The sequence below is a fragment of the Pedobacter insulae genome, from assembly GCF_900113525.1.
Lineage (GTDB): Bacteria > Bacteroidota > Bacteroidia > Sphingobacteriales > Sphingobacteriaceae > Pedobacter > Pedobacter insulae.
In genome coordinates this window covers 16,699-38,879 of the sequence record NZ_FOPP01000015.1, presented here as the reverse complement: position 1 = coordinate 38,879, position 22,181 = coordinate 16,699, and the positions used below count along the sequence as shown (strand labels likewise).

General features: G+C 38.0%; 21 protein-coding genes. 12 read left to right on the top strand and 9 right to left on the bottom strand.

Going from position 1 to position 22,181, the window contains the following annotated elements; all coding sequences use genetic code 11:
- Window positions 1-8 precede the first annotated feature (8 nt).
- Entirely contained in the window at window positions 9-413 is a 405-nt protein-coding gene (locus BM207_RS18570; RefSeq protein WP_090998099.1) for a hypothetical protein, read from the top strand.
- A 4-nt stretch (window positions 414-417) separates the two neighbouring features.
- On the opposite strand, the gene BM207_RS18565 is transcribed toward BM207_RS18570, so the two are convergent.
- The 5 genes from BM207_RS18565 to BM207_RS18545 form a co-directional block, all read right to left on the bottom strand.
- Window positions 418-1,122, bottom strand: coding sequence for a lysoplasmalogenase (locus BM207_RS18565; RefSeq protein ID WP_090998098.1), 705 nt, complete (start codon window positions 1,120-1,122; stop codon window positions 418-420).
- Complete coding sequence (locus BM207_RS18560; protein WP_090998095.1) at window positions 1,097-2,329, bottom strand: sterol desaturase family protein; 1,233 nt, start codon at window positions 2,327-2,329, stop codon at window positions 1,097-1,099. Before BM207_RS18560 ends, BM207_RS18565 begins: the two co-directional genes overlap by 26 nt.
- A 116-nt stretch (window positions 2,330-2,445) precedes the next feature.
- On the bottom strand, window positions 2,446-2,751 hold the full coding sequence (locus BM207_RS18555; RefSeq protein ID WP_055131597.1) for an RNA recognition motif domain-containing protein: 306 nt from the start codon (window positions 2,749-2,751) through the stop codon (window positions 2,446-2,448).
- A gap of 99 nt (window positions 2,752-2,850) precedes the next feature.
- Window positions 2,851-3,564, bottom strand: a complete 714-nt coding sequence (locus BM207_RS18550; RefSeq protein ID WP_090998093.1) for a DUF421 domain-containing protein — start codon at window positions 3,562-3,564, stop codon at window positions 2,851-2,853.
- A 58-nt stretch (window positions 3,565-3,622) separates the two neighbouring features.
- The gene (locus tag BM207_RS18545; protein ID WP_090998091.1) at window positions 3,623-4,393 is read right to left on the bottom strand and encodes a queuosine precursor transporter; all 771 of its coding nucleotides are present in this window, start codon (window positions 4,391-4,393) and stop codon (window positions 3,623-3,625) included.
- Window positions 4,394-4,516: 123 nt separating this feature from the next.
- On the opposite strand from BM207_RS18545, the gene BM207_RS18540 reads away from it, so the two are divergent.
- From BM207_RS18540 to BM207_RS18500, 9 genes are all read left to right on the top strand, one after another.
- Complete coding sequence (locus tag BM207_RS18540; protein ID WP_090998089.1) at window positions 4,517-5,662, top strand: methionine aminotransferase; 1,146 nt, start codon at window positions 4,517-4,519, stop codon at window positions 5,660-5,662.
- A gap of 34 nt (window positions 5,663-5,696) precedes the next feature.
- On the top strand, window positions 5,697-6,506 hold the full coding sequence (locus BM207_RS18535) for a nitrilase family protein (RefSeq protein ID WP_177217174.1): 810 nt from the start codon (window positions 5,697-5,699) through the stop codon (window positions 6,504-6,506).
- A gap of 36 nt (window positions 6,507-6,542) precedes the next feature.
- Window positions 6,543-7,574, top strand: coding sequence for a glycosylasparaginase (locus BM207_RS18530; protein WP_090998087.1), 1,032 nt, complete (start codon window positions 6,543-6,545; stop codon window positions 7,572-7,574).
- A gap of 31 nt (window positions 7,575-7,605) precedes the next feature.
- Window positions 7,606-8,346: a copper homeostasis protein CutC gene (locus BM207_RS18525; RefSeq protein ID WP_090998084.1), complete on the top strand. Its 741-nt coding sequence runs from the start codon at window positions 7,606-7,608 to the stop codon at window positions 8,344-8,346.
- Window positions 8,347-8,356: 10 nt separating this feature from the next.
- Window positions 8,357-11,644 carry a GH92 family glycosyl hydrolase gene (locus tag BM207_RS18520; RefSeq protein WP_090998081.1) on the top strand — a complete coding sequence of 1,096 codons (3,288 nt, stop codon included), beginning with the start codon at window positions 8,357-8,359 and terminating at the stop codon, window positions 11,642-11,644.
- Window positions 11,645-11,669: 25 nt separating this feature from the next.
- A complete protein-coding gene (lepA, locus tag BM207_RS18515; protein ID WP_090998078.1) occupies window positions 11,670-13,457 on the top strand; it encodes a translation elongation factor 4 in 1,788 nt (595 codons plus the stop codon).
- 18 nt (window positions 13,458-13,475) lie between these two features.
- Window positions 13,476-14,357 carry a bifunctional 5,10-methylenetetrahydrofolate dehydrogenase/5,10-methenyltetrahydrofolate cyclohydrolase gene (locus tag BM207_RS18510; protein WP_090998075.1) on the top strand — a complete coding sequence of 294 codons (882 nt, stop codon included), beginning with the start codon at window positions 13,476-13,478 and terminating at the stop codon, window positions 14,355-14,357.
- A 120-nt stretch (window positions 14,358-14,477) separates the two neighbouring features.
- Entirely contained in the window at window positions 14,478-14,738 is a 261-nt protein-coding gene (locus BM207_RS18505) for a DUF6364 family protein (protein ID WP_090998072.1), read from the top strand.
- On the top strand, window positions 14,738-15,172 hold the full coding sequence (locus BM207_RS18500; protein ID WP_090998069.1) for a type II toxin-antitoxin system VapC family toxin: 435 nt from the start codon (window positions 14,738-14,740) through the stop codon (window positions 15,170-15,172). The genes BM207_RS18505 and BM207_RS18500 overlap by 1 nt, the downstream gene beginning before the upstream one ends.
- 4 nt (window positions 15,173-15,176) lie before the next feature.
- On the opposite strand, the gene BM207_RS18495 is transcribed toward BM207_RS18500, so the two are convergent.
- Window positions 15,177-15,506: a Rieske (2Fe-2S) protein gene (locus BM207_RS18495; protein WP_090998065.1), complete on the bottom strand. Its 330-nt coding sequence runs from the start codon at window positions 15,504-15,506 to the stop codon at window positions 15,177-15,179.
- On the bottom strand, window positions 15,493-16,263 hold the full coding sequence (locus tag BM207_RS18490; RefSeq protein ID WP_090998063.1) for a hypothetical protein: 771 nt from the start codon (window positions 16,261-16,263) through the stop codon (window positions 15,493-15,495). Before BM207_RS18490 ends, BM207_RS18495 begins: the two co-directional genes overlap by 14 nt.
- Window positions 16,264-16,495: 232 nt before the next feature.
- Here BM207_RS18490 and BM207_RS18485 point away from each other — a divergent pair, with 232 nt between their 5' ends.
- Together BM207_RS18485 and BM207_RS18480 are read left to right on the top strand one after the other, a co-directional pair.
- Entirely contained in the window at window positions 16,496-17,119 is a 624-nt protein-coding gene (locus BM207_RS18485) for a 7-carboxy-7-deazaguanine synthase QueE (protein ID WP_090998061.1), read from the top strand.
- An 83-nt stretch (window positions 17,120-17,202) separates the two neighbouring features.
- Complete coding sequence (locus BM207_RS18480; RefSeq protein WP_090998058.1) at window positions 17,203-19,095, top strand: OmpA family protein; 1,893 nt, start codon at window positions 17,203-17,205, stop codon at window positions 19,093-19,095.
- Between the two features lies 1 nt (window position 19,096).
- Here the strand turns inward: BM207_RS18480 and kdsA are convergent, their stop codons facing one another.
- Together kdsA and recQ are read right to left on the bottom strand one after the other, a co-directional pair.
- On the bottom strand, window positions 19,097-19,906 hold the full coding sequence (gene kdsA, locus BM207_RS18475) for a 3-deoxy-8-phosphooctulonate synthase (RefSeq protein WP_090998055.1): 810 nt from the start codon (window positions 19,904-19,906) through the stop codon (window positions 19,097-19,099).
- A 73-nt stretch (window positions 19,907-19,979) separates the two neighbouring features.
- On the bottom strand, window positions 19,980-22,169 hold the full coding sequence (gene recQ / locus BM207_RS18470; protein ID WP_090998052.1) for a DNA helicase RecQ: 2,190 nt from the start codon (window positions 22,167-22,169) through the stop codon (window positions 19,980-19,982).
- Window positions 22,170-22,181 lie beyond the last annotated feature (12 nt).

The following is a 22,181-nucleotide window of genomic DNA, read 5'->3' as shown; positions in this document are numbered from 1 at the left end:
TAGGATTATTGAAAGCGGATTTACCAAATAACGTAGTAGAAGATGTAGCTATTGCTATTGTCTTAATGAGTGAAACTCCAGAAGTTAAAAACTGGAGTGTTTACGTTGTTAATTTGAAGACTATCCCCATTAGCAATGTGATGATCACCTCTAAAGGTTATGGCGAAAAAGATGGAGCACAGGTTAAAACTTCTTTATTGCGACATTTTATAGGCGATTTGGCTGCAAGTTCTTTTGCAGGCGTTGAAGCTATTGACACACAGGTGTTTGGCTTAACAAATGAATATTGGCTGAGTTATTATATAGGAAAGGAAATTTTTGATAAGAAATTCATTTTTCTACCTGAAAGTATTGTGGAAGGAAATATGATTAAAATCCCCTTGCTCAATAAACCAGGTGTTATGATTAAATAGAAAACTAGGTTTCCTCTATCTTATTTTTTATCCTTCGTTCCATTGTTCCAAAGGTAATCAAATATTGAGCCGCCATATAGGTAGCCATGATTATCCAACCAGACAGCTTAAAACTGTAAGCAAATCTGTTGATAGCTAAAAATGCATCAGAAAGCACAAATAATATTGCTCCAACAGCTATAAGTTTGTAGCTCAAGGAATTTACCCTTCCAAATCTTTTGAACGCCATTATACCCATTGCCGATATGGCTATAGCATAAATGATCACCGGAATTTTCATTTCCCCTAAATAAGGCCACAATCCACCACAAAACAGAATTATAAAAAATCCAAAACCCAAGACAGCATTTTTTGCATGGTCTTTATTGATACTGGTGTTTATTTTATAATCTAGAAAAAATGCTGAAATATACATGATATGGCCAAGTAAAAAAGACAAAAGACCATACATAAAGCAATCTTCAAACATTAGGAAAATATCTCCAGCTAAGCCAAAAAGTAAACCAGCGGCAATACGCTTCGAAAACCGACCTTTTAAATTTGTATGGTAAACTAACAAAGCAAATAAAGAAAATGCTATGAGCGGTTTTGTAAAGTAATGTATCTGAGGAAATAAGAATAAATCTGTTAAAGTATCGGACTCTGTAAATAATTGGACAATAAATAATAGGGCAAAGTAAAAGTTAAACCCGAGGTGGTTTTTGAGCATATAGAGCGTTTTGTAAATAATAGAACCAAAATACAGAGATCAGTTGAATAAACATAAAACCAATTACTAATAAATCATTATTAATTCTCTCTCTAAATAAAAAAACAAATACAATGCTGCCAATTAAACGAATAAGTTCGAAAGATCTTAACCATTTTTTCTGCTCAAGTAATGCGCCACAGGTAAGTAAGGTAAATATGGTAAAGATCGATGCATGGGTTAAATCACTTAAGTTCATTTTAGCATTTAAAAATAATAAAGCCGAACCACTCGCCAAAGCCACAAGAAATTGGAATAACACATATAGTATTATGTGAGAATGATAGTTGTCATCATATTTTCTATAATTGGCTACATCAATATCAGGTGCACTTTTGAAGCCTCCAAGGCTCTCTGGATACCATCCTGGCGGCTTAATAAATACACTTATTTTATCAATCAGCCGGGTGGATTTTCTTGCAGTATGCCAAAGTTCTACCCAATAGTGAAAATTTGCCCATACTGGATTCCAACTTGCCAATGGGGTTGTAATGCCATAATAAACTTCTTCCTCTTCCTTTTGAAAAGTACCAAACAGTTTATCCCAGATAATTAAGGAACCTGCATGGTTTTTATCTATATATTTTGGATTAGAACCATGATGCACGCGGTGATGAGAAGGTGTATTCAAGATGTACTCTAAAAAACCCATACTTTTAATGGTCCGGGTATGGATCCAGAACTGATACAAGGTGTTAAAGGCACTTAATGTAACAAACATAATTGGATCGAAGCCAATAAGGGCTAAAGGTAAATAGAACACCCATGCAAACCAGCTTTGAAACCATGATTGTCGCAAGGCAACTGTTAAATTATACTCTTCGGATTGATGGTGCACAATATGTGCCGCCCATAAGGCATTTACCTGGTGGCTCATTCTATGAAACCAATAATAGAAAAAATCTACGCCAATAAACAGTATTATCCATACCCATATCGTTGTGGGTAAATCGAACAGCCGCCAATTTTCAAAAATGTATTTATAACCAAAAAACAGAGCTGTTTTCATAAACAGGCCTGTAATCTGCGACCCTATTCCCTGGCTTAAATTGGAGATTGAATCATTAAAGCGATAGTATTTTAACTTTTTCCAAAATGCATAAGCCAGTTCTATTCCGATTAGTATAAAAAATACCGGTACAGATAAAGCAATATAGTCAACTTTCATTGCACTAATCTAGCAAAAAAAAAGCGGACCTAAATCCGCAATATTTTATAAATAAGCAATCTTGTTCCACACTAAATTGCCTTTAAGAAATATTATTTGTTCTAAAATCGCCCGCCTTAATAGCTACGCTCTCTGCTGTTGTTACGTTTAAAACCGCCACCAGCATTTCCACCTGTGTTTGGTTTTTCCTGCGCCTCAGCAACTTTAATTCGATTGCCATTGTAGTCTCCGCCATTCATTCTTTTGATGGCTTCTTTAGCTTCATCATCATTTGGCATCTCTACAAACCCAAAGCCACGGCTTTGATTGGTTTCACGATCTTTAATAATTCTTAGGGATTTTACTTGACCGAAATCACCAAATACGGCTGTTAATTCATCTTCCCCTACTTCTAAAGGAAGGCCTGTAATAAATATCTTCATTAATGTTTAAAAATTTGCACAAAGATACACAAAATAATGGTCTTTTTGCTATCTGAATGTCAGTTAATGTTAATTATAAGTTATTGTTTCTCATTATATTTAAGTTATTCTGGGTATATTCATTGCCTTTACCCATTTAGTCCGTTCACATATCTTACATGTATGTTCTGCAACAGCAGGAATAAGCTGTGTGTAACCACAAAAGGCACATGAAAAATGATCTTTTCTCTTAATCTCAGTAAATTGTTGCTTAAATAACTCCGGTAAAATAGGTAACCCATATTTTACTTCCTCTTTCGGGTAATAGAACAAACTAATGCTACCAGATGTTTCGATAATTGCCAAATGAATTTGTCCGAGATGAGAAACACTATTTAAGCGGAGCTCGGAGAAGAACTCGTCTCGTGCTAATGATTCCTTTTTGAAGTTCTCTATTGAGAATTTACCGTTTTCAATTAAACAGGTGCAGCTCCCTTCTAGCAGCTCTTCGACTTTACTGCTTTTGTTGACCAAAAAAGCGGTAATCTTGTAGGCAATTATGACAATGATAAACACCGAGATGGCTGAAATTAGTCCGACTTCTTTATAAAACATTGGATCGCCTGCCGCGGAACCTAAGCCTATGATCACCACCAATTCGAAGACTGAGAGTTGCTTCACTCCTCTCTTCCCTAAAATCCTCAAGCTAAACAGTACAATCAGGTACATAATTAGCGTACGGAACATAATCTCGGGAATAAACACCCATTCCTGATCGCCAATCAACAATTTTTCTAAATCTTGAAATATTTTAACTGCTAACAATATCGTCATAACTTATCCGCTATTAGGCATAACAGTCAAACGAACTATTTGTGTTAGAATTTTTATTTTAACCTCGACTGGCCATTTTTATCATTCTTTGAGCCAAATCTCTTCCTAGGTAACTATCGATTATCGAATGAACTAAATATAAAATGGGTGTCATTAAGATGGCAATGACAAATTTATAAGTATAACCAACAATACCGATTGCTGCCACCATCTCCCAGCTCCAATTATAAGCTGGATTAAGATAAAAAGCGATAAAAATAACAACAAAACTATCTACAAATTGAGATATAACAGTTGAACCGGTTGCCCTTAACCATAAGCCCTTTTCTCCCGTAAACTTTTTAATTCTATGAAAAATTAACACATCGACCATTTGACCGATTAAGAAGGCGATGATAGATCCGACAATAATCCACATGCCTTGACCAAAAATTGCATCGAACGCTATCGGCATGCTAATATTTTGTCCTTGAACGCTTTGTATTACCCAAAAATCAGCAGGCTGAAGTTTCATTGCCAAACCCACAACCAGAAAGGCAAATCCAATTAATATACATGTTAAAATAGATAGAAAACGAACCTGTCTTACGCCAAAGTACTCGTTAATTATATCTGTCATGATAAATATTATCGGCCAAGTTAGCACGCCAGCCGACATATTAAAAGAAAGATTTGGCACTCCAAACAAATTCACATCGAACTTTCTGATTCCCAAGGTACCTTCTACCGTAAAGATTTTCACCCCTATAAATTCAGATAAAATGGCGTTGGCAACAAAAAAAGCACCTAAGATGAGGAGCAGTCTACTTTCTTTCGTTTTAAAAGTCATGTAGCTAAAATATCAAATATTTAACAGAAAAGAAAATTACCTAAATAAAGAATTAAAGTCACAATGATCGGAGACTTTCCACTGATTACCTTCTTTACCATATTATTACTATTTTCGTGCTTTATGATTATCTTAAATTCTAAACTACCCACGGTTGGCACTACTATTTTTACAGTAATGTCTAAACTAGCGCAAGAATATAAAGCTATTAATCTATCCCAGGGATTTCCTGATTACGATGTGTCGCCAAAACTGACAGAATATGTAACAGAAGCTATGAAAAATGGACATAATCAATATGCGCCCATGCATGGTTTAGCCGCCCTAAGAGAACTGGTGTCTGAAAAAATCAAGCTTCTTTATCAGGCCGATTATGATACAGAAACGGAAATTACCATCACAGCCGGTGGAACTCAAGCAATATTCACAGCCTTGGCTGCCACAATCAATGCAGGTGATGAGGTTATTATTTTTGAACCTGCGTACGATTGTTATGCGCCTGTGGTAAAGCTATTTGGTGGCTTGGTTAAACCTTTTGAATTACATGGCCCTGATTATGAGATAGATTGGGAAATGGTCAAAAAGCTTTTCACAAGCAATACAAAGATGATCATCATTAACAGTCCACATAATCCTACCGGTAGCATTTTGCAGCAGCAGGATATTGAGGCGTTGATTAAATTAACCAAAAATACTGATATCCTTATTTTAAGTGACGAAGTTTATGAACATATCATTTTTGATGAAGCTAAACATTTGAGTATTGCGCTTTACCCGGAATTACGGGAACGAAGCTTTATCATTGCTTCCTTCGGAAAATTACTACACGCAACTGGCTGGAAAGTAGGCTACTGTTTAGCTCCTGCCAAATTAATGCTTGAGTTTAGGAAGGTTCATCAATTTAACGTATTCAGCGTAAATACGCCTATGCAAACTGGTATTGCAAATTACTTAAAGAATGAAGATATCTACCAGGAAGTAGGTTCTTTTTTTCAGCAAAAAAGGGATTTGTTTAGGTCTATGATATCGCAAACAAATTTTAAATTACTACCTTGTAAAGGTTCTTATTTTCAAAGCGTAAGCTATTCCCATATAAGCAATGAAGCTGATGCAGATTTTGCAAAAAGATTAGTTATTGATTATGGGGTTGCTGGTATTCCTATATCGGCATTTTACACGAAGAATAACGAAGAGAAGATCATTAGATTTTGTTTTGCAAAAAAACAAGAAACACTGGAGAAAGCCGTTGAAAGATTAATGAAAATATAAATTGGTTAATTTTTGATCCTTTAAATTAGAAAAAATGGAAAGCCCCAAATATTTGGATATACAAAACCTAAAGATTACAGTCTTCCAAGCTTATTTATTCTGGGAGAATGTGGATAAAAATCTTCAAAATATTACACTCAGGCTTTCGGGTGGCGTAAGAGAGAAAACCGACCTCATTGTTTTACCTGAAATGTTTAATACAGGCTTCACCATGAAAGCCGAGGAGCTCGCTGAAGAAATGGATGGTAAAACTATGCAGTGGTTGAAAAAAACGGCTGTTCAGTACAACTGTGTAATTACCGGAAGCCTAATTATCAAAGACAAGGGTAAATATTTTAACAGGATGATTTGGATGTTACCGAGCGGGGAATATCAATTTTACGATAAACATCACTTGTTTAAAATGGGCGATGAAGATAAACATTATACCGTAGGCAATGAGCAGTTGATTGTGGAATTAAAAGGCTGGAAAATTAGATTAGCTATTTGCTATGACCTTCGGTTTCCTGTATGGTTGCGTAACAAAACGCCCGCATATGATATTTTACTACTCGTAGCAAGCTGGCCAGATAAAAGATCGGCTCATTGGCGAACATTGATACATGCACGAGCCATCGAAAACCAAAGCTATGTTATTGCCGTTAACCGTGTAGGACATGATGGCAATCAGGTTTATCACAGTGGTCATTCTATGTGCATCGACCCCCATGGCAATACGGTTTATTACAAACCAGAAGACGAAGATTTATACACATTTAGCATTAATTATCCTGAATTAGAAAAAATACGTCGACAATTTCCTTTTCTTAATGATGCAGACGATTTTAAATTGAATTTAAACTAAATCGATTTATACTTCCTCTCAATTTCAATCAAAATAATGATCAATAGAAGAAAATTTATCAGGGCCTCAGCCCTATCAGCTGGGTTGATTGCATTAGACCAAAAAAGCATTGCCATGGATTTGCCAAGTGCTGGCAAGATCATCAATAAACCCATTGTCATATCTACATGGGATTTCGGCGTTGCGGCAAATGCAGATGCATGGAAAGTATTAAGTAAAAAAGGTAGCGCCTTAGATGCAGTAGAACAAGGTGTGTGGGTGCCAGAAGCTGATGAAACCAATCAATCTGTTGGATATGGCGGGTTACCAGATCGTGATGGAAAGGTTACGTTGGACGCCTGCATTATGGACGAAAATGGCAATATTGGCGCAGTCTTAGCCTTAGAACACATTAAACACCCTATTTCTGTGGCGCGTAAAGTAATGGAAAAAACGCCTCACGTAATGTTAGCCGGTGAAGGAGCATTGCAGTTTGCATTAGAACAAGGCTTCAAAAAAGAGAACTTATTAACCCCATCAAGCGAAAAAGCCTGGAAAGAATGGTTAAAAACCGCTAGATATGAACCGGTTATAAATATAGAAAATAAGTTGTATAATAAGGCCGCTCCACAAAAACTGCCGGGCAATCAATATAATCACGATACAATAGGAATGATTGCGATGGATTCTAAGGGAAATTTATCAGGTGCATGCACTACAAGTGGCATGGCGTATAAATTACATGGCAGAATTGGAGATAGCCCTATTATAGGTGCAGGGTTATTTATCGATAACGAGGTTGGTGGAGCGACTTCAACAGGAGTTGGTGAAGAAGTAGTGCGAAATGTAGGGTCTTTTTTAGTTGTAGAACTAATGCGCCAGGGATATACGCCAGAAGAAGCTTGCAGAGAAGCAGTGATGCGGATTATCAAAAAGAAACCAGCGACAGCAAAAAATATTCAAGTTGGCTTTTTAGCTATGAATAAAAATGGAGACCATGGTGCCTATGCTATTCAGCAGGGTTTTAGTTATGCGGTTTGCGATAGTAAGAAACAAGATTTAGTCATCAAGGGAAAAAGTTATTATTAAGGCTATCCCATCCTCGAAAAGAAAATATAAGATGACAGGTTTAGAAGTATGCGCCAATTCTTTCTCATCGGCCTTAGCTGCACAAACGGGAGGCGCCATTAGAGTAGAACTCTGTGAGAACATGGCCGAAGGAGGCACAACCCCTAGTTTCGGGCAAATAAAATTATGTAAGGAGAAGCTCAGTATTAAGATTTGGCCGATTATCCGTCCACGGGGGGGCGACTTTTTATATAGTGCTGATGAGTTTGACCTGATGAAGGAAGACGTTAAAATTTGCAAAGAATTAGGATGTAGTGGTATAGTGACCGGGGTTTTATTAGCCAATGGCGAAATAGATAAAGGCCGTTGTAAAGTGCTAATTGATTTAGCGTATCCCATGCCTGTTGCTTTTCATCGCGCGTTTGACATGAGTAAAGACCTACCTCGTGCCCTGGAAGATTTAATTGAGCTTGGCTTTTTACGCGTACTCACCTCAGGCGGAGCGGAAAGTGCCTACAAAGGTATTGAAACCCTAGAAAAGCTAGTTAAGCAAGCCAATGGTAGAATTGAGATTATGCCTGGCGCAGGAATAAATGAACACAATATCCTGGAGATTAAAGATCAAACAGGTGCTCATACCTTTCATTCCTCTGCCCGGATAAAAATTAAAAGTAAAATGAAATATAAGAACCCCACAAGCAAAATGGGGAGTGTTGAAGATGAATATCAATATGACCAAACCTCGGCAACATTGGTTAAGCATATGGTAAACCTATTAAATTCTAACCTATAAAATTAAATAGATGCAATTAAGGCTAACACTGCTTTTCCTTTTCCCAATATTTGTATTTGCCCAAAATAAAAAAAACCTTGTTCCGGAATTTGCTTTAGGGAGTTTTGTGGATGACTACGGCATTTCCTATACCATTAATGATTCCCTTTGGATACAAAATCCCGGCATGAAATTCCATATCATTAGATGGAATAGGGAGCAACAATATCTTGTTGCGAAAAATGATTCCGCCAATAAAACCGACGCTAATAAATATACGAGGATTGATTATATGACTTTTAACGGCATGGATCCATGGCGCTGGGGTTTTTGCTTAACCGTTTATAATGCAGAAAGTGATGAAATAGCTGAAAGGACCGCCTACGTAGATCGACAAAACCCCAAAAAGGGATGCAATGGATATCCGTTTTCGAGAATGAAAAAACTAGAAAACAAAAAGAACTATAGTGCATTTGTAAATCCATTTATCGGTACCGGTGGTCACGGCCACACTTACCCGGGGCCGGCATTACCTTTTGGAATGATCCAACCTGGACCAGATACCCGATTAGATGGCTGGGATGGTTGTTCTGGCTATCATTACACCGATTCATTGCTGTATGGTTTCTCACAAACCCATTTAAGTGGCACCGGAATTGAAGATTATTGTGACTTTTTGATTATGCCAACTACCGGAAAACCACAGTTTTCAAATAAACAATATGCATCACCCTTCCAAAAGAAAAACGAAAAAGCAAGTCCTGGATATTACAGTACTTATTTAGACAAATATAAGATCAGAGCGGAAATTACAACTACTAAACGAGCTGGTTTATATAAGTTTACCTATCCCAGTTCTAAAGAAGCGAATGTGATAATAGACTTAAAACATCGCGACAAGGTGTTAGATAGCTGGGTGGAAATTGTAAACGACCGGGAAATTAGAGGCTATCGAAAATCAAGCTCCTGGGCAAAGGGACAAGAACTATATTTCCATCTTCGTTATAACAAGCCTTTCAAAGCATTTGGTATTGCCATTAACGATGAGTTGCAACCCGGATTAAAACGAGCTAAGGGAACTAATATTAAATTATATATTCAATTTGAAACCGATGCTCAAGAAAGTGTTTATGCTCAAGTGGCAATTTCGGCAGTGGATGCAGCGGGTGCGCTTAAAAACTTAAATAGCGAGCAGGATGGATTTGATTTTGGTAAAACTGTTGCCAACGCAAAGCTGGCCTGGAATAAAGAACTCGCAAAGATTGAAGTAGAAGAAACAGATAAATCTAAATTAACCACCTTTTATACTGCATTATATCATGCTTTGCTTAACCCAAATCTTTATATGGATGTTGACGGTAAATACAGGGGTTTAGACAACAAAATTCATACGGCTAAGGGTTTTGACTATTATAGTGTATTTAGTTTATGGGACACGCACAGAACAGAACACCCCTTATTAACACTCATAGACCGGAAAAGAACCTTAGATTTTATTAAAACATTTCTTGCCATGTACGAGCAAGGTGGATTATTACCCATATGGCCTGTAGGAAATGAAGAAACTTTTTGCATGATCGGCAACCATGCAATTCCGGTTATTACCGACGCCTATGCGAAAGGGATTAGAGATTTCGATACCAAATTAGCGCTGAAAGCAATGAAGCATGCCGTTAACCGCAAGCAATTTGGCATAGACCATTATGCCGAACAAGGCGCAGTGATGGCAGATCTGGAGCATGAAAGCGCCTCTAAAACAGTAGAATATGCTTATGACGACTGGTGTATTGCCCAGTTTGCAAAAATGATTGGATCGGATGCCGATTATCAGACCTACATGACCAGGGCGCAGAATTGGAAAAACATCTATGACCCTTCCACGGGCCATATCAGAGCGCGTAACAATGGCGGTTGGTGGAAGCCTTTTAACCCTACAGAAGTCAACAACAACTATACCGAAGGTAACTCCTGGCATTATAGTTTTAGCACGCAGCAAGATGTAAACGGTCATATCGAATTAATGGGCGGTGAAAAAATATATCAGCAAAAGCTGGATGAGTTATTTACCACGAAACTAGGTTTAACTGGAAGAGATCAAAGTGATATTACGGGTTTAATCGGACAATACGCTCACGGAAACGAGCCAAGTCATCACATGGCCTATCTATTCAACTACACCAACCACCCCGAGAAAACGCAGTACTACATTAACAAGATCATGACCGAGCAATACCATGATCAGCCCGATGGCCTGTCGGGTAATGAAGATTGCGGGCAAATGAGTGCTTGGCTAGTGATGAGTGCGATGGGAATCTATCCGGTATCGCCTGGAAACAATGTTTATAATATTGGAACGCCCTGGTTTAAAAAGATGACTATTAGTTTAGAGAATGGGAAAAAGATCATCATCAATGCGCCTGCAAAAAGTGCTGAGAACTATTATATCAAGGGCATTACTTTAAATGGAAAGGCTCATCGTAAATTAACCCTCAACTTCGACGACCTATCGAATGGTGTAAGCTTAAATTTTACCTTATCAGCTAATCCTGACCTAAATTATTTAAATGGCCTGGTAAAGCCTGTCATGAAGATTACAGAAAATTTAATAGTCCCAAACCCTATTATCGAAGGGCCGCAAGAGACCTTTAAGGATAAAGCAGAGGTTAGCTTAACATCCGCACTTGCTGGTACCGAAATTTATTATACGCTTAACGGGACTATCCCAAATCAACAATCTGCCAAATATACCGCCCCCTTTACTATTAATCAGGATGCGACTATCAATGCTATCGCTTATAAAAAAGGTTTCAAAACAAGTTATGTGAGTAAAGCGACCTATAAAAAAATGACTACCAATTACCACATAAAAATTAACAGCGAGATTAACCGGAGCTTCACGGGCGGAGGGAATGAAGCATTAATTGACGGCGTGAGAGGTATAATTAATTGGCGTGTAGGCAATCGCTGGCAAGGCTTTTGGGATCGAGACTTTGAAGCGGTATTAGATTTGGGGAAAATACAAATGGTTAATACGGTGAGTATAGGAGCTTTGCAAGATACACAGGCCTGGATTATCTTTCCGCCAGAAGCCGAGTTTTTTATTGCTGGCGAGGATATGAATTTTAAATTAGTTGCAACTGTTAAGTCACCTACTGAAGCAAAGGATTATACTATTCAAATTAAAGATTTAATGGCTAAGGTTGGCGCTCAATGTCGATATATTAAGATCAAAGCTAAAAACTATGGCACCCTCCCTTCATGGCATGAAGGTGCAGGAGGAAAAGCACATATCTTTTTTGATGAGATAACAGTTAATTAACTAATTTACTATCTTTGCAGCAAAGATGAAGCACATACGTAATTTTTGCATAATTGCACATATAGACCACGGCAAAAGTACCTTAGCCGATAGGTTATTAGAATATACAGCCACAATTTCTAAACGCGAAGCCCAGGCACAATTGCTAGACAATATGGACTTGGAGCGTGAGCGAGGAATCACTATTAAAAGTCACGCCATTCAGATGAATTTTGAGATCGATGGTCAGGAGTACAATTTTAATTTAATTGACACCCCTGGGCACGTTGATTTTTCGTACGAAGTTTCGCGTTCTATTGCTGCATGTGAAGGTGCATTACTCATTGTTGATGCCTCACAAGGAATTCAGGCACAGACAATTTCTAATCTTTATTTAGCCTTGGAACATGATTTAGAGATCATTCCAATCTTAAATAAGATGGATTTGCCAGGCGCAATGCCAGAAGAGGTTAAAGACCAGATTATTGATCTGATTGGCTGTAAAAGAGATGAGATCATTCCAGCTTCTGGTAAAACAGGAATGGGAATTCCCGAGATTTTACAAGCTATTGTAGAACGAGTTCCTGCCCCGGTTGGAGATCCGGATGCGCCGTTGCAAGCCTTGATTTTTGATAGCGTGTTTAACTCATTTAGGGGAATTATTGCTTACTATAAAGTGGTAAACGGAGAGATTAAAAAGGGCGACAAAGTTAAATTTATCAATACAGGAAAGCAATACCTAGCCGATGAAGTTGGTATTTTGAAATTGGATATGTCGCCAAGGAACACCGTTAAAACCGGAGATGTAGGTTATATTATTTCCGGGATTAAAGAAGCCCGGGAAGTAAAAGTTGGGGATACCATTACTACGGTAGATAGACCTTCGTTAGCAGCAATCCAAGGTTTTGAGGAAGTTAAACCAATGGTATTTGCAGGGATATATCCTGTTGATACAGATGAGTTTGAAGAATTACGTGAAGCAATGCACAAGCTTCAGTTAAATGATGCTTCTATTGTTTTCGAACCAGAAAGTTCTGCGGCTTTAGGCTTCGGTTTCAGGTGTGGTTTCTTAGGGATGCTGCACATGGAGATTATCCAGGAACGCTTAGAACGAGAGTTCGACATGACAGTAATTACCACTGTTCCGAACGTATCTTACATCGCTTATACCACCAAAGGCGACGAAATTATCGTTAACAACCCGTCAGATTTGCCAGATCCAAGTAAATTAGATTCTGTTGAAGAACCATTCATCAAAGCGAATATCATTACCAAAGCAGATTTTGTTGGTCCGATAATGTCTCTTTGTATTCAAAAAAGAGGAACCATCATCAATCAATCTTATCTAACTTCTGATCGTGTTGAGCTTGTTTTTGAAATGCCTATGGGCGAGATTGTATTCGATTTCTATGATAAATTAAAAACACTCTCTAAAGGTTATGCATCATTTGATTATCATCAAATTGGTTACCGCAAGTCGGATTTGGTGCGCTTAGACCTTTTATTAAACGAAGAGCCTGTAGATGCCTTATCATCGCTGATCCACCGTAGCAATGCCTACGATTTTGGAAAAAAGATCTGCGAAAAACTAAGAGAATTAATCCCTCGTCAGCAATTTGAAATTAAGATCCAAGCATCTATAGGGGCTAAAGTTATTGCTAGAGAAACATTGAGTGCATTGCGTAAAGACGTAACCGCTAAATGTTATGGAGGTGATATTTCCCGTAAACGTAAGTTGCTAGAAAAACAGAAAAAAGGTAAAAAGCGGATGCGCCAGGTTGGAAATGTGGAAATTCCACAAACCGCATTTATGGCAGTATTAAAATTAGATTAGTTTACCTCAAATCTCTATATGAACTTATTAGACGGAAAATTCGCATCAGAAAAGATCAAAACAGAAATCGCTGAAGAAGCTGCTGCATTTTTAGCAGAAAGTGGGCGTAAGCCTCATTTAGTTGCCATTTTGGTAGGTAATGATGGAGGTAGTGAAACCTACGTGGCTAGTAAAATGAAAAACTGCGAGAAGGTTGGTTTTCAATCTTCCTTAATTAGGTATGATAATTCCGTTACAGAGGCCGAATTGTTAGCTAAAATTGGGGAAATTAACGATGATGCGGGTGTTGACGGACTAATTGTTCAATTACCCCTACCTAAACATATAGATCCAGAAAAGGTAACTGAAACCATAGATTACCGGAAAGATGTAGACGGATTTCACCCAGTGAATTTAGGCAGAATGATGCGTAATTTACCCTGCTTTATCCCAGCTACCCCCTACGGAATCCTTTTAATGCTGAAAGCTTACGATATTGATACAACCGGCAAACATTGTGTAGTTGTTGGTCGTAGCAACATTGTTGGAAGTCCGATGAGTATTTTAATGGCCCGCAATGCCAATCCAGGAAATTGCACGGTAACCTTAACCCACAGCAAAACGCACAACTTAAAAGAAATGGTTCTGCAAGGTGATATCGTCGTTGCAGCCATCGGTCGTAAAAACTTTGTAACTGCCGACATGGTTAAAACCGGCGCGATAATAATCGACGTAGGTATAAATAGAGAAACTTCTACCGAAACCAAATCTGGATTTAAATTATTCGGAGATGTAGACTTTGACAATGTAGCTCCAAAATCTTCTTGGATTACCCCTGTTCCCGGTGGTGTGGGCTTAATGACGATTGTTGGATTGTTGAAAAACACCTTAGCTTCTGCCAAGAAAGAAATTTATTCGTAAGGAGAAATTACGTCGTAACAGCCTGTTCTATTAATTTACGTTATAATTTATTACGTAATAAATTATACTTTAATACGTAATAAATCAATACCTTTGAGTATTAAATCAAAACGGGAAATTATGGACACAAAATTAACATTAAGCTTTAATGAAGAGGTTGTTAAGAAAGCAAAGATATATGCTGCAAATAACAATATTAGCCTTTCTAGGCTCATAGAGCACCTCCTCATTCAGGTAACAGAAAAACCTTACCAATCCCTCGAAGAATTTCCAATAGCCGATTGGGTAAGCATGGTTGCCGAAGGTGAAGTTGAATATAAAACAACCTCAAAAAAAGAACGTAAAGCTAATAAAGATGAATTCTTTGCCGCTAAAAAATAATGCTTAAAATATTTTTAGACGCAAACGTTCTGGTCTCTGTTCTTAATAAAGAGTATCCCTTATTTACTCTTTCTGCCAGAATTGTAAGTTTAGCTGAACATCCTAAGTTTGAAGTTTATACTTCCCCCCTTTGCCTAGCTATTGCATTTTACTTTGCCGAGAAAAAAAGCAATGCGCTAATTGCTAAAGAGAAGATAAATCTACTTTGTAGGCATCTTAAAGTAGCTGAAAATTCAATGCACGGTGTTCAACATACCCTGCAAAACAAAAAAATAAATGATTTTGAAGACGGCTTAGAATTTTATGCAGCTAAAGAAACCGGCTGCCATTTCATTGTTACAGAAGATAAACAGGATTTTTATTTTTCTACTATTGAAGTATTGGACTGCAAGCAATTCGTTCGTCAGGTGCTGTTAAAAAGCGCGCATAAGTGAATTTTCAACTAAAGAACCGCTTCCATAAGCTTTCTTTAAAACCTACATACAACCCATCTTCTCTTAGCTCTACCGGATAAATATGGATATAATCTCCTTGTCCCTCCGCTCCCATCCCTGTTTTTAGGTTATATTCCCAGCGGTGAATTGGGCATACTATATTTCCATTTTTACACCAGCCCCCACTCAGAATTCCTCCAGCATGCGGACAACTATTTTGAATAACGTAAACCTCCTGCTCGTTTTTAACGAGGCAAAGTTTCTTTCCATTCACCAAAATCTGACCAATAAAATCGTGGTCTGGAACGGGCATATCAATTTTAAACCATTTCATCGATTAAAAGAACTTTAACGATATCTAAGGCATTTTTACATGGCGCAATAAGCGGAACTGGATAACCGGCTACCATGCTGTAAAACGAAATGCCAAAAGCAATAAGCAGAACCTCACTTTCAGTTTCAGCTAATTCCAGGTTTAAGGATTGTGCTATAAAAGCGGTATTTATATCGAATAAGGCCGATTGCGTACTTGTATTCGTCATTTCCCCATCAGCTACTGCTATCACGCAGCAATGAAAACAAAACCTAGAAGCCTCTTTCGGAAAATCTATCGCCGCACCGGGATTGAAATCGGGAATTTGTACCTGAACCAATCCCTCCTGCTTTAACCACTCTGGGTTTACCGGTATAAATAAAGCATCTTTTAAAGACATACCACTATTCATGCTAAAGCCCGTGAACAAGCTGAGATTACTTGCGGAGATTGTTCTTTTCCCCCTAGCGTTTACAGAATCGGCTTTTATGATACTTGCCATTCTTTTCACTAACCTATTGGTCAGACTGGGATCATTAAAAAGCTCTATCGTATTACCTAACGCAAGTTTTAGATTGAGCTTTAGCTGTTTTGCAAATAAACTAGCCGAGCCAAACTCACTAGCATTTTCCCGGGTACGTGCAAAACCAGGATCATTGGCGATCCGCTCCTTACTATGTCCGGTTAAATGTTTGGCATAATATTCATCATCTACCTTATAAAAACTAAGGTCACCAACTTTACCCTCTAACTTTACTGAACTCCTTTGAAAGGCCATAAGCAACTATTCTTGTTACTTAAAGATATAGAAAATAATTTAACTAAACGACTATCTAAAGGTGTATCTGATGTAGGTATCAAGTAGCCTTCAAGTAGGCATCAAGTAGGTATTAAGTACCCTATAGACTACTTAATACCTACTTGATGCCTACTTGATGATCGCTTCATCTATACTTTAACAACATATTCACATTATCCCATTACATTTTATTACCTTTGCACCTCAATTTATGGCACATATCATTCCAGAAAACGGCTCCATGCTTCCATTAATGGAAGAGTTCTACACTATTCAAGGCGAGGGATTTAATACCGGCAAAGCTGCCTATTTTATTCGGTTGGGCGGTTGTGATGTAGGTTGTCACTGGTGTGATGTTAAAGAAAGCTGGGACGCAGAGCTACATGCCCTTACCGCTGTTGAGGAAATAGTGGAAAAAGCTAGCAGTTTTCCGGGAAAGGCAGTGGTAGTAACTGGCGGTGAGCCCTTAATTTACAACTTGGATTACCTTACCAATAAGCTCCAAGAGCAAAATATGCTTACTTTTATCGAAACTTCTGGTGCTTATCCCCTTTCTGGATCTTGGGATTGGATTTGTTTATCGCCTAAGAAATTTAAAGCTCCGCGACCAGATATCACGGCCTTTGCTAATGAACTTAAAGTAATTGTTTTCAATAAAAGTGATTTTGAATGGGCAGAAAAATATGCAGAGACGGTTTCTCCCACCTGTAAATTATATCTTCAGCCAGAGTGGTCTAAAGCAAAGGAGATGACCCCATTAATTGTTGATTATGTAATGGCTAATCCGAAGTGGGAAATATCGTTGCAAACGCATAAATTCCTAAATATTCCATAACTTAAGGAATTAAATGCCTTAAGATTGCTTCGTACCTCGCAATGACGACCTTTGTAGGCTTGTAGTTTAAGTTAACTGGGCGCATGAATAAACTTTTAACACTTCTTTTCCTTTGTTTAGCCTTCCAAGCTAATGCGCAAATTTCTACGGTAAAAAAAGCGCAACAGCATTATGACGATGCACAACAATATTTGGATCAAAAGGCATATGATGAGGGAATAAAATATCTAGAACAAGCCGTAAAGGCGGATCCAAAATTTCAAGCGGCTTATATCCAGCTAGCAGATATATATAGAAGGATTAAGCAATTATCTAAAGCGGTAGTGCATTATAGAAATGCAATCACCTCTGCGCCAACCATTGAGCCTCGTATTTATTTTTTGCTAGGAGAAAGTGAACTTTTAACGGGAAATTATGAGCAAGCAAAATCAAGTTTGCTCCAATTTCTGACAGCTTACAAGGGCAATGATGTTGAATCCGTTCAAAAAGCAAAAAAATACTTATTAGATTGTGAATTTGCTGCTACTGCTTTAAAAAATCCTATAAGATATGAACCCACAAATATGGGCTCTCATATAAACAGTGCGGATAGAGATTATTTCCCTGCCTTAACTGCAGATGGCGAAACTATTATTTTTTCAAGAGTTGTTAAGGGGAATGAAGATTTTTATACCGCTTATAAAAAAGAGGGGAAATGGCAATTGGCAAAGCCGTTGAGCGCAAACATTAATACGCCAGTGTATAATGAGGGCGCCCAATCTATTTCCCCTGATGGCAAGTACCTGTTTTTTACAGGTTGTAATCGTCCGGATGGTTTAGGCAGGTGCGACATTTACCTATCCAGAAAAGAAGGCAATCAATGGGGCAAAGCTATTAATTTAGGGCCGGTCATTAACACAGCGTATTGGGAATCCCAACCGGCAATTAGCCCGGATGGCAACACCTTGTTCTTTTTAAGCAATCGCCCCGGTGGCATTGGAGGATATGACATATGGAAAAGCACCTTAGATGAAGATTCAAAATGGACTACCCCTACAAACTTAGGTCCAGAGATTAATACTCCATTTGATGAGAGCACCCCATTTATCCATCCTGATGGTAAAACATTGTATTTTTCTTCAGATGGATGGCCAGGAATGGGAAATAAGGATATTTTTTTTAGTAGAATTGATAAATCCCAAAAATGGAGCAAGCCTAAGAACCTGGGATATCCAATTAACACCTTTAACGAGGAAATAGGGTTAATTGTTAGTGCAGATGGTACCGAAGGGCTTTTTTCTTCCAATTTAGCAGGCGGATTTGGGGAGCTGGATATTTATTCCTTTAAAATTCCAGAGCCAGCTAAGCCACTTCCCGTTACTTATGTGAAAGGAATAGTAAGAGATAAGGAAACTAAAGAATTCTTACAAGCGAGTATTCTGGTAGTAGATTTGCAGAATGATGCGGCGATGTTTAATGATTATACCTCGTCCGAGACCGGAGATTTTTTAACTGTTCTGCCCATCGGAAGCAATTATTCTTTTGATGTAGATGCACCAGGTTACCTATTTTATTCTCAACACTTTAACTTAAATATTGTGGCGAGCGAGAAACCCTTTGAAGTAGAAATATTATTGGAAAAGATAAAGGTTGGCGCTAAGGCGATACTGAATAACATTTTTTTTGAAACCAATCAATTTCAATTATTGCCCTCTTCTATCGCTGAGTTAAATTTGCTGGTTGACTTTTTAAATACCAACAAACAAATTACCATAGAAATTCAAGGCCATACCGATAATATCGGTGAAAGCGGTTTGAATGAAAACCTATCCGAAAATAGAGCAAAAGAGGTTTTCAATTACCTGATAAAAAATGGTATAGCGGCAAAAAGATTAACTTATAAGGGTTTTGGCGCTTCAAGACCAGCGGCCGACAATGCCACCTCAGCAGGAAGGCAACGTAATAGAAGAACGGAATTCATCATCACGAAAGTTTGACTTACACCACCGCTTGTCTTACTCGGATTAATTTAACCAACAAATCTTCCAGTAAGGCTAGATTGAGCATATTTGCACCGTCAGATTTAGCATTAGCTGGATCGGGATGGGTTTCAATAAACAAGCCATCAGCGCCTACGGCAATAGCTGCTTTGGCAATGGTAGCGATCAGTTCGGGTTTACCACCCGTTACACCACTAGTTTGATTAGGCTGTTGAAGTGAGTGGGTGCAATCCATCACCACAGGAACACCAAAACGCTGCATCTCTGGTAATCCCCGGTAATCTACAATTAAGTCTTGATAACCAAAGGTGTTACCTCGATCTGTTAAAATAACCTTATTGTTTCCCGAATCAATGATCTTATCTACGGCAAATTTCATTGAAGCCGCCGATAAAAACTGGCCTTTCTTTACGTTTACTACCTTGCCGGTTTGTGCCGCGGCAATAAGCAAATCGGTTTGGCGACATAAAAATGCAGGAATTTGTAATACATCAACATAAGCGGCAGCCATGGCAGCCTCGCCGCTTTCGTGAATGTCAGTTACGGTTGGCACATCGAAAGTATGACCAATCTTCTCTAAAATCTTTAATGCTTTTTCATCACCAATCCCCGTAAACGAACTTCCTTTGCTTCTATTCGCCTTACGGTAAGAACCTTTAAAAATAAAAGGTATTTTTAACTTATCCGTAATACCCATAATTTTCTCGGCTATACGTAAAGCAATGTCTTCACCTTCTATGGCACAAGGACCAGCCATTAAAAAGAAGTTGTTAGAATCTTGGTGTTTGAGTTTATCTAATTGTAGCATTTTTTAATTTTGTGTGTCGACTTAAGTTTGAAATAGCAAAGTGCTCAATAACTTCGTAAGTCGTAATTTGATCTTAGTTTCCGAACTCGGACATGAATTTAATTCTCATTAACTGTATTTCTTCACGCGTATAATCGCTTTCTCCAAGCTCTGCTAAAGCAACATCAATAGAATCACTATCAGCAGTTTTAAAATAATCAAAAACTTCGTCCTGCCGATCTTCATCTATCACCTCATCAACGAAATAAGAAAGATTGAGTTTTGTTCCTGAATTAACGATTGCTTCCACCTCTTTTAATATATCAAAATAAGTGATGCCTTTAGACCTTGCAATGTCTTCCAACCCAATTTGTCTGTCTATATTTTGGATGATCGATACTTTTATCGCCGATTTATTGGCTTGAGTTTTAATGACGAGGTCAATCGGTCTTTCAATATCGTTATCTTCCACATACTTTTTGATCAACTCAATAAACGGTCCGCCAAACTTGAGTGCTTTACCGTTCCCAACTCCCGAAATCTGTTTCAGTTCATCCATCGCAATCGGATAGTGCGTACACATTTCTTCAAGTGAGGGATCTTGGAATACCACGAAAGGAGGAACGTTCTTTTGTTTGGCTATTTTTTTTCTTAAATCTCTTAACAGCCCTAATAACTGGGTATCCAAGGCTCCGGTACCCTGCTTTGTTTCCTCATCATCATCTTCAGAAACTCCTTCGATGAGCTCATTTAAAATGAACTTTAAGCTATATGGATTTTCAATAAAGTCTTTCCCTATACTCGTAAGCCTTAATAACCCATAGTTATCAATATCCTTTGAAACAAAGTTGTTTAATACAGCTTGTCGCACTAAAGATTTCCATAAGATTTCTCCATCCTGCTTACCAAGCCCAAACTCCGGAAGCTTATTTTGTTCATAAGCAATGGTTTGAGCTGTTTCGTTGCCCATAAATATGTTTAGTAAATGGGTATCATCGAATTTTTCTCCTGTAGAAAGAATTAACTTTAGCAATGTTAATAGATTCTCTTCTGCGTTGAAATGTTGTTTTGGTTTTTTGCAGTTATCGCACATGCAATTGCAACCCGTTTCATTGAAGTTCTCTCCAAAATAATGCAGTATCTGTTTTCTTCGGCATACCCCCGATTCGGCATAGTCGATAACTTCTTTTAAGATTTGGGTCCCGATTTCTCGTTCAGCAACTGGCTTGTCTTTCATGAACTTGGCTAATTTATCTACATCTTTCTGTGCATAAAATGCCAAGCAAACGCCTTCACCACCATCACGTCCCGCTCTACCGGTCTCTTGATAATAGCCTTCCATACTTTTAGGGATGTCATGATGGATGACAAAACGAACATCAGGCTTATCGATTCCCATGCCAAAAGCAATGGTTGCTACAATTACCTCGACATCTTCCATTAAGAATTTATCTTGTGTTTCTGCTCTTACCTTAGGCTCTAGCCCTGCATGATAGGGTAATGCTTTGATACCGTTTAGGTTCAGACTTTCGGCAACTTCCTCTACTTTCTTCCTGCTTAAGCAATAGATAATACCAGATTTGCCTGTATTATATTTGATATATCTGATAATCTCTTTGATTACATCTCTTTTTGGCCTGATTTCGTAAAATAGATTTGGTCTGTTAAATGACGATTTGAATAAAGTCGCATCTGTCATCTGTAGATTTTTAATAATATCTTGTTGCACTTTTGGGGTAGCTGTTGCAGTTAACGCAATGATGGGAATGCCCTCTCCTAAACCCGTTATAACTTGTCTTATCTTTCTATATTCCGGTCTAAAATCATGCCCCCATTCTGAAATACAATGTGCTTCATCTACTGCAACGAATGAAATTTTCAACAATCTTAAGAACTCTATGTTCTCTAATTTTGCCAGCGACTCAGGAGCCACATACAAAAGCTTGGTATGTCCTTCTAATAAATCTCCTTTAACTTGCGCTATTTCAGTTTTATTTAGTGATGAATTTAAAAAATGGGCTATACTATCACTCCCACCAAAGGCTCTTAACTGATCTACCTGATTTTTCATTAATGCAATTAATGGCGAAATTACAATAGCTGTCCCTTCACTCATTAAAGCAGGTAGTTGATAGCAAATAGACTTCCCACCACCTGTTGGCATAATTACAAATGTGTTTTTACCTGCTAATATGTTTGTAATTATTGGCTCCTGATCTCCCTTAAAGTTATCAAAACCGAAGAAAGTTTGTAAATTATCAAACAACGACTTTTTCACGTCCATTTTTTGTGTCAA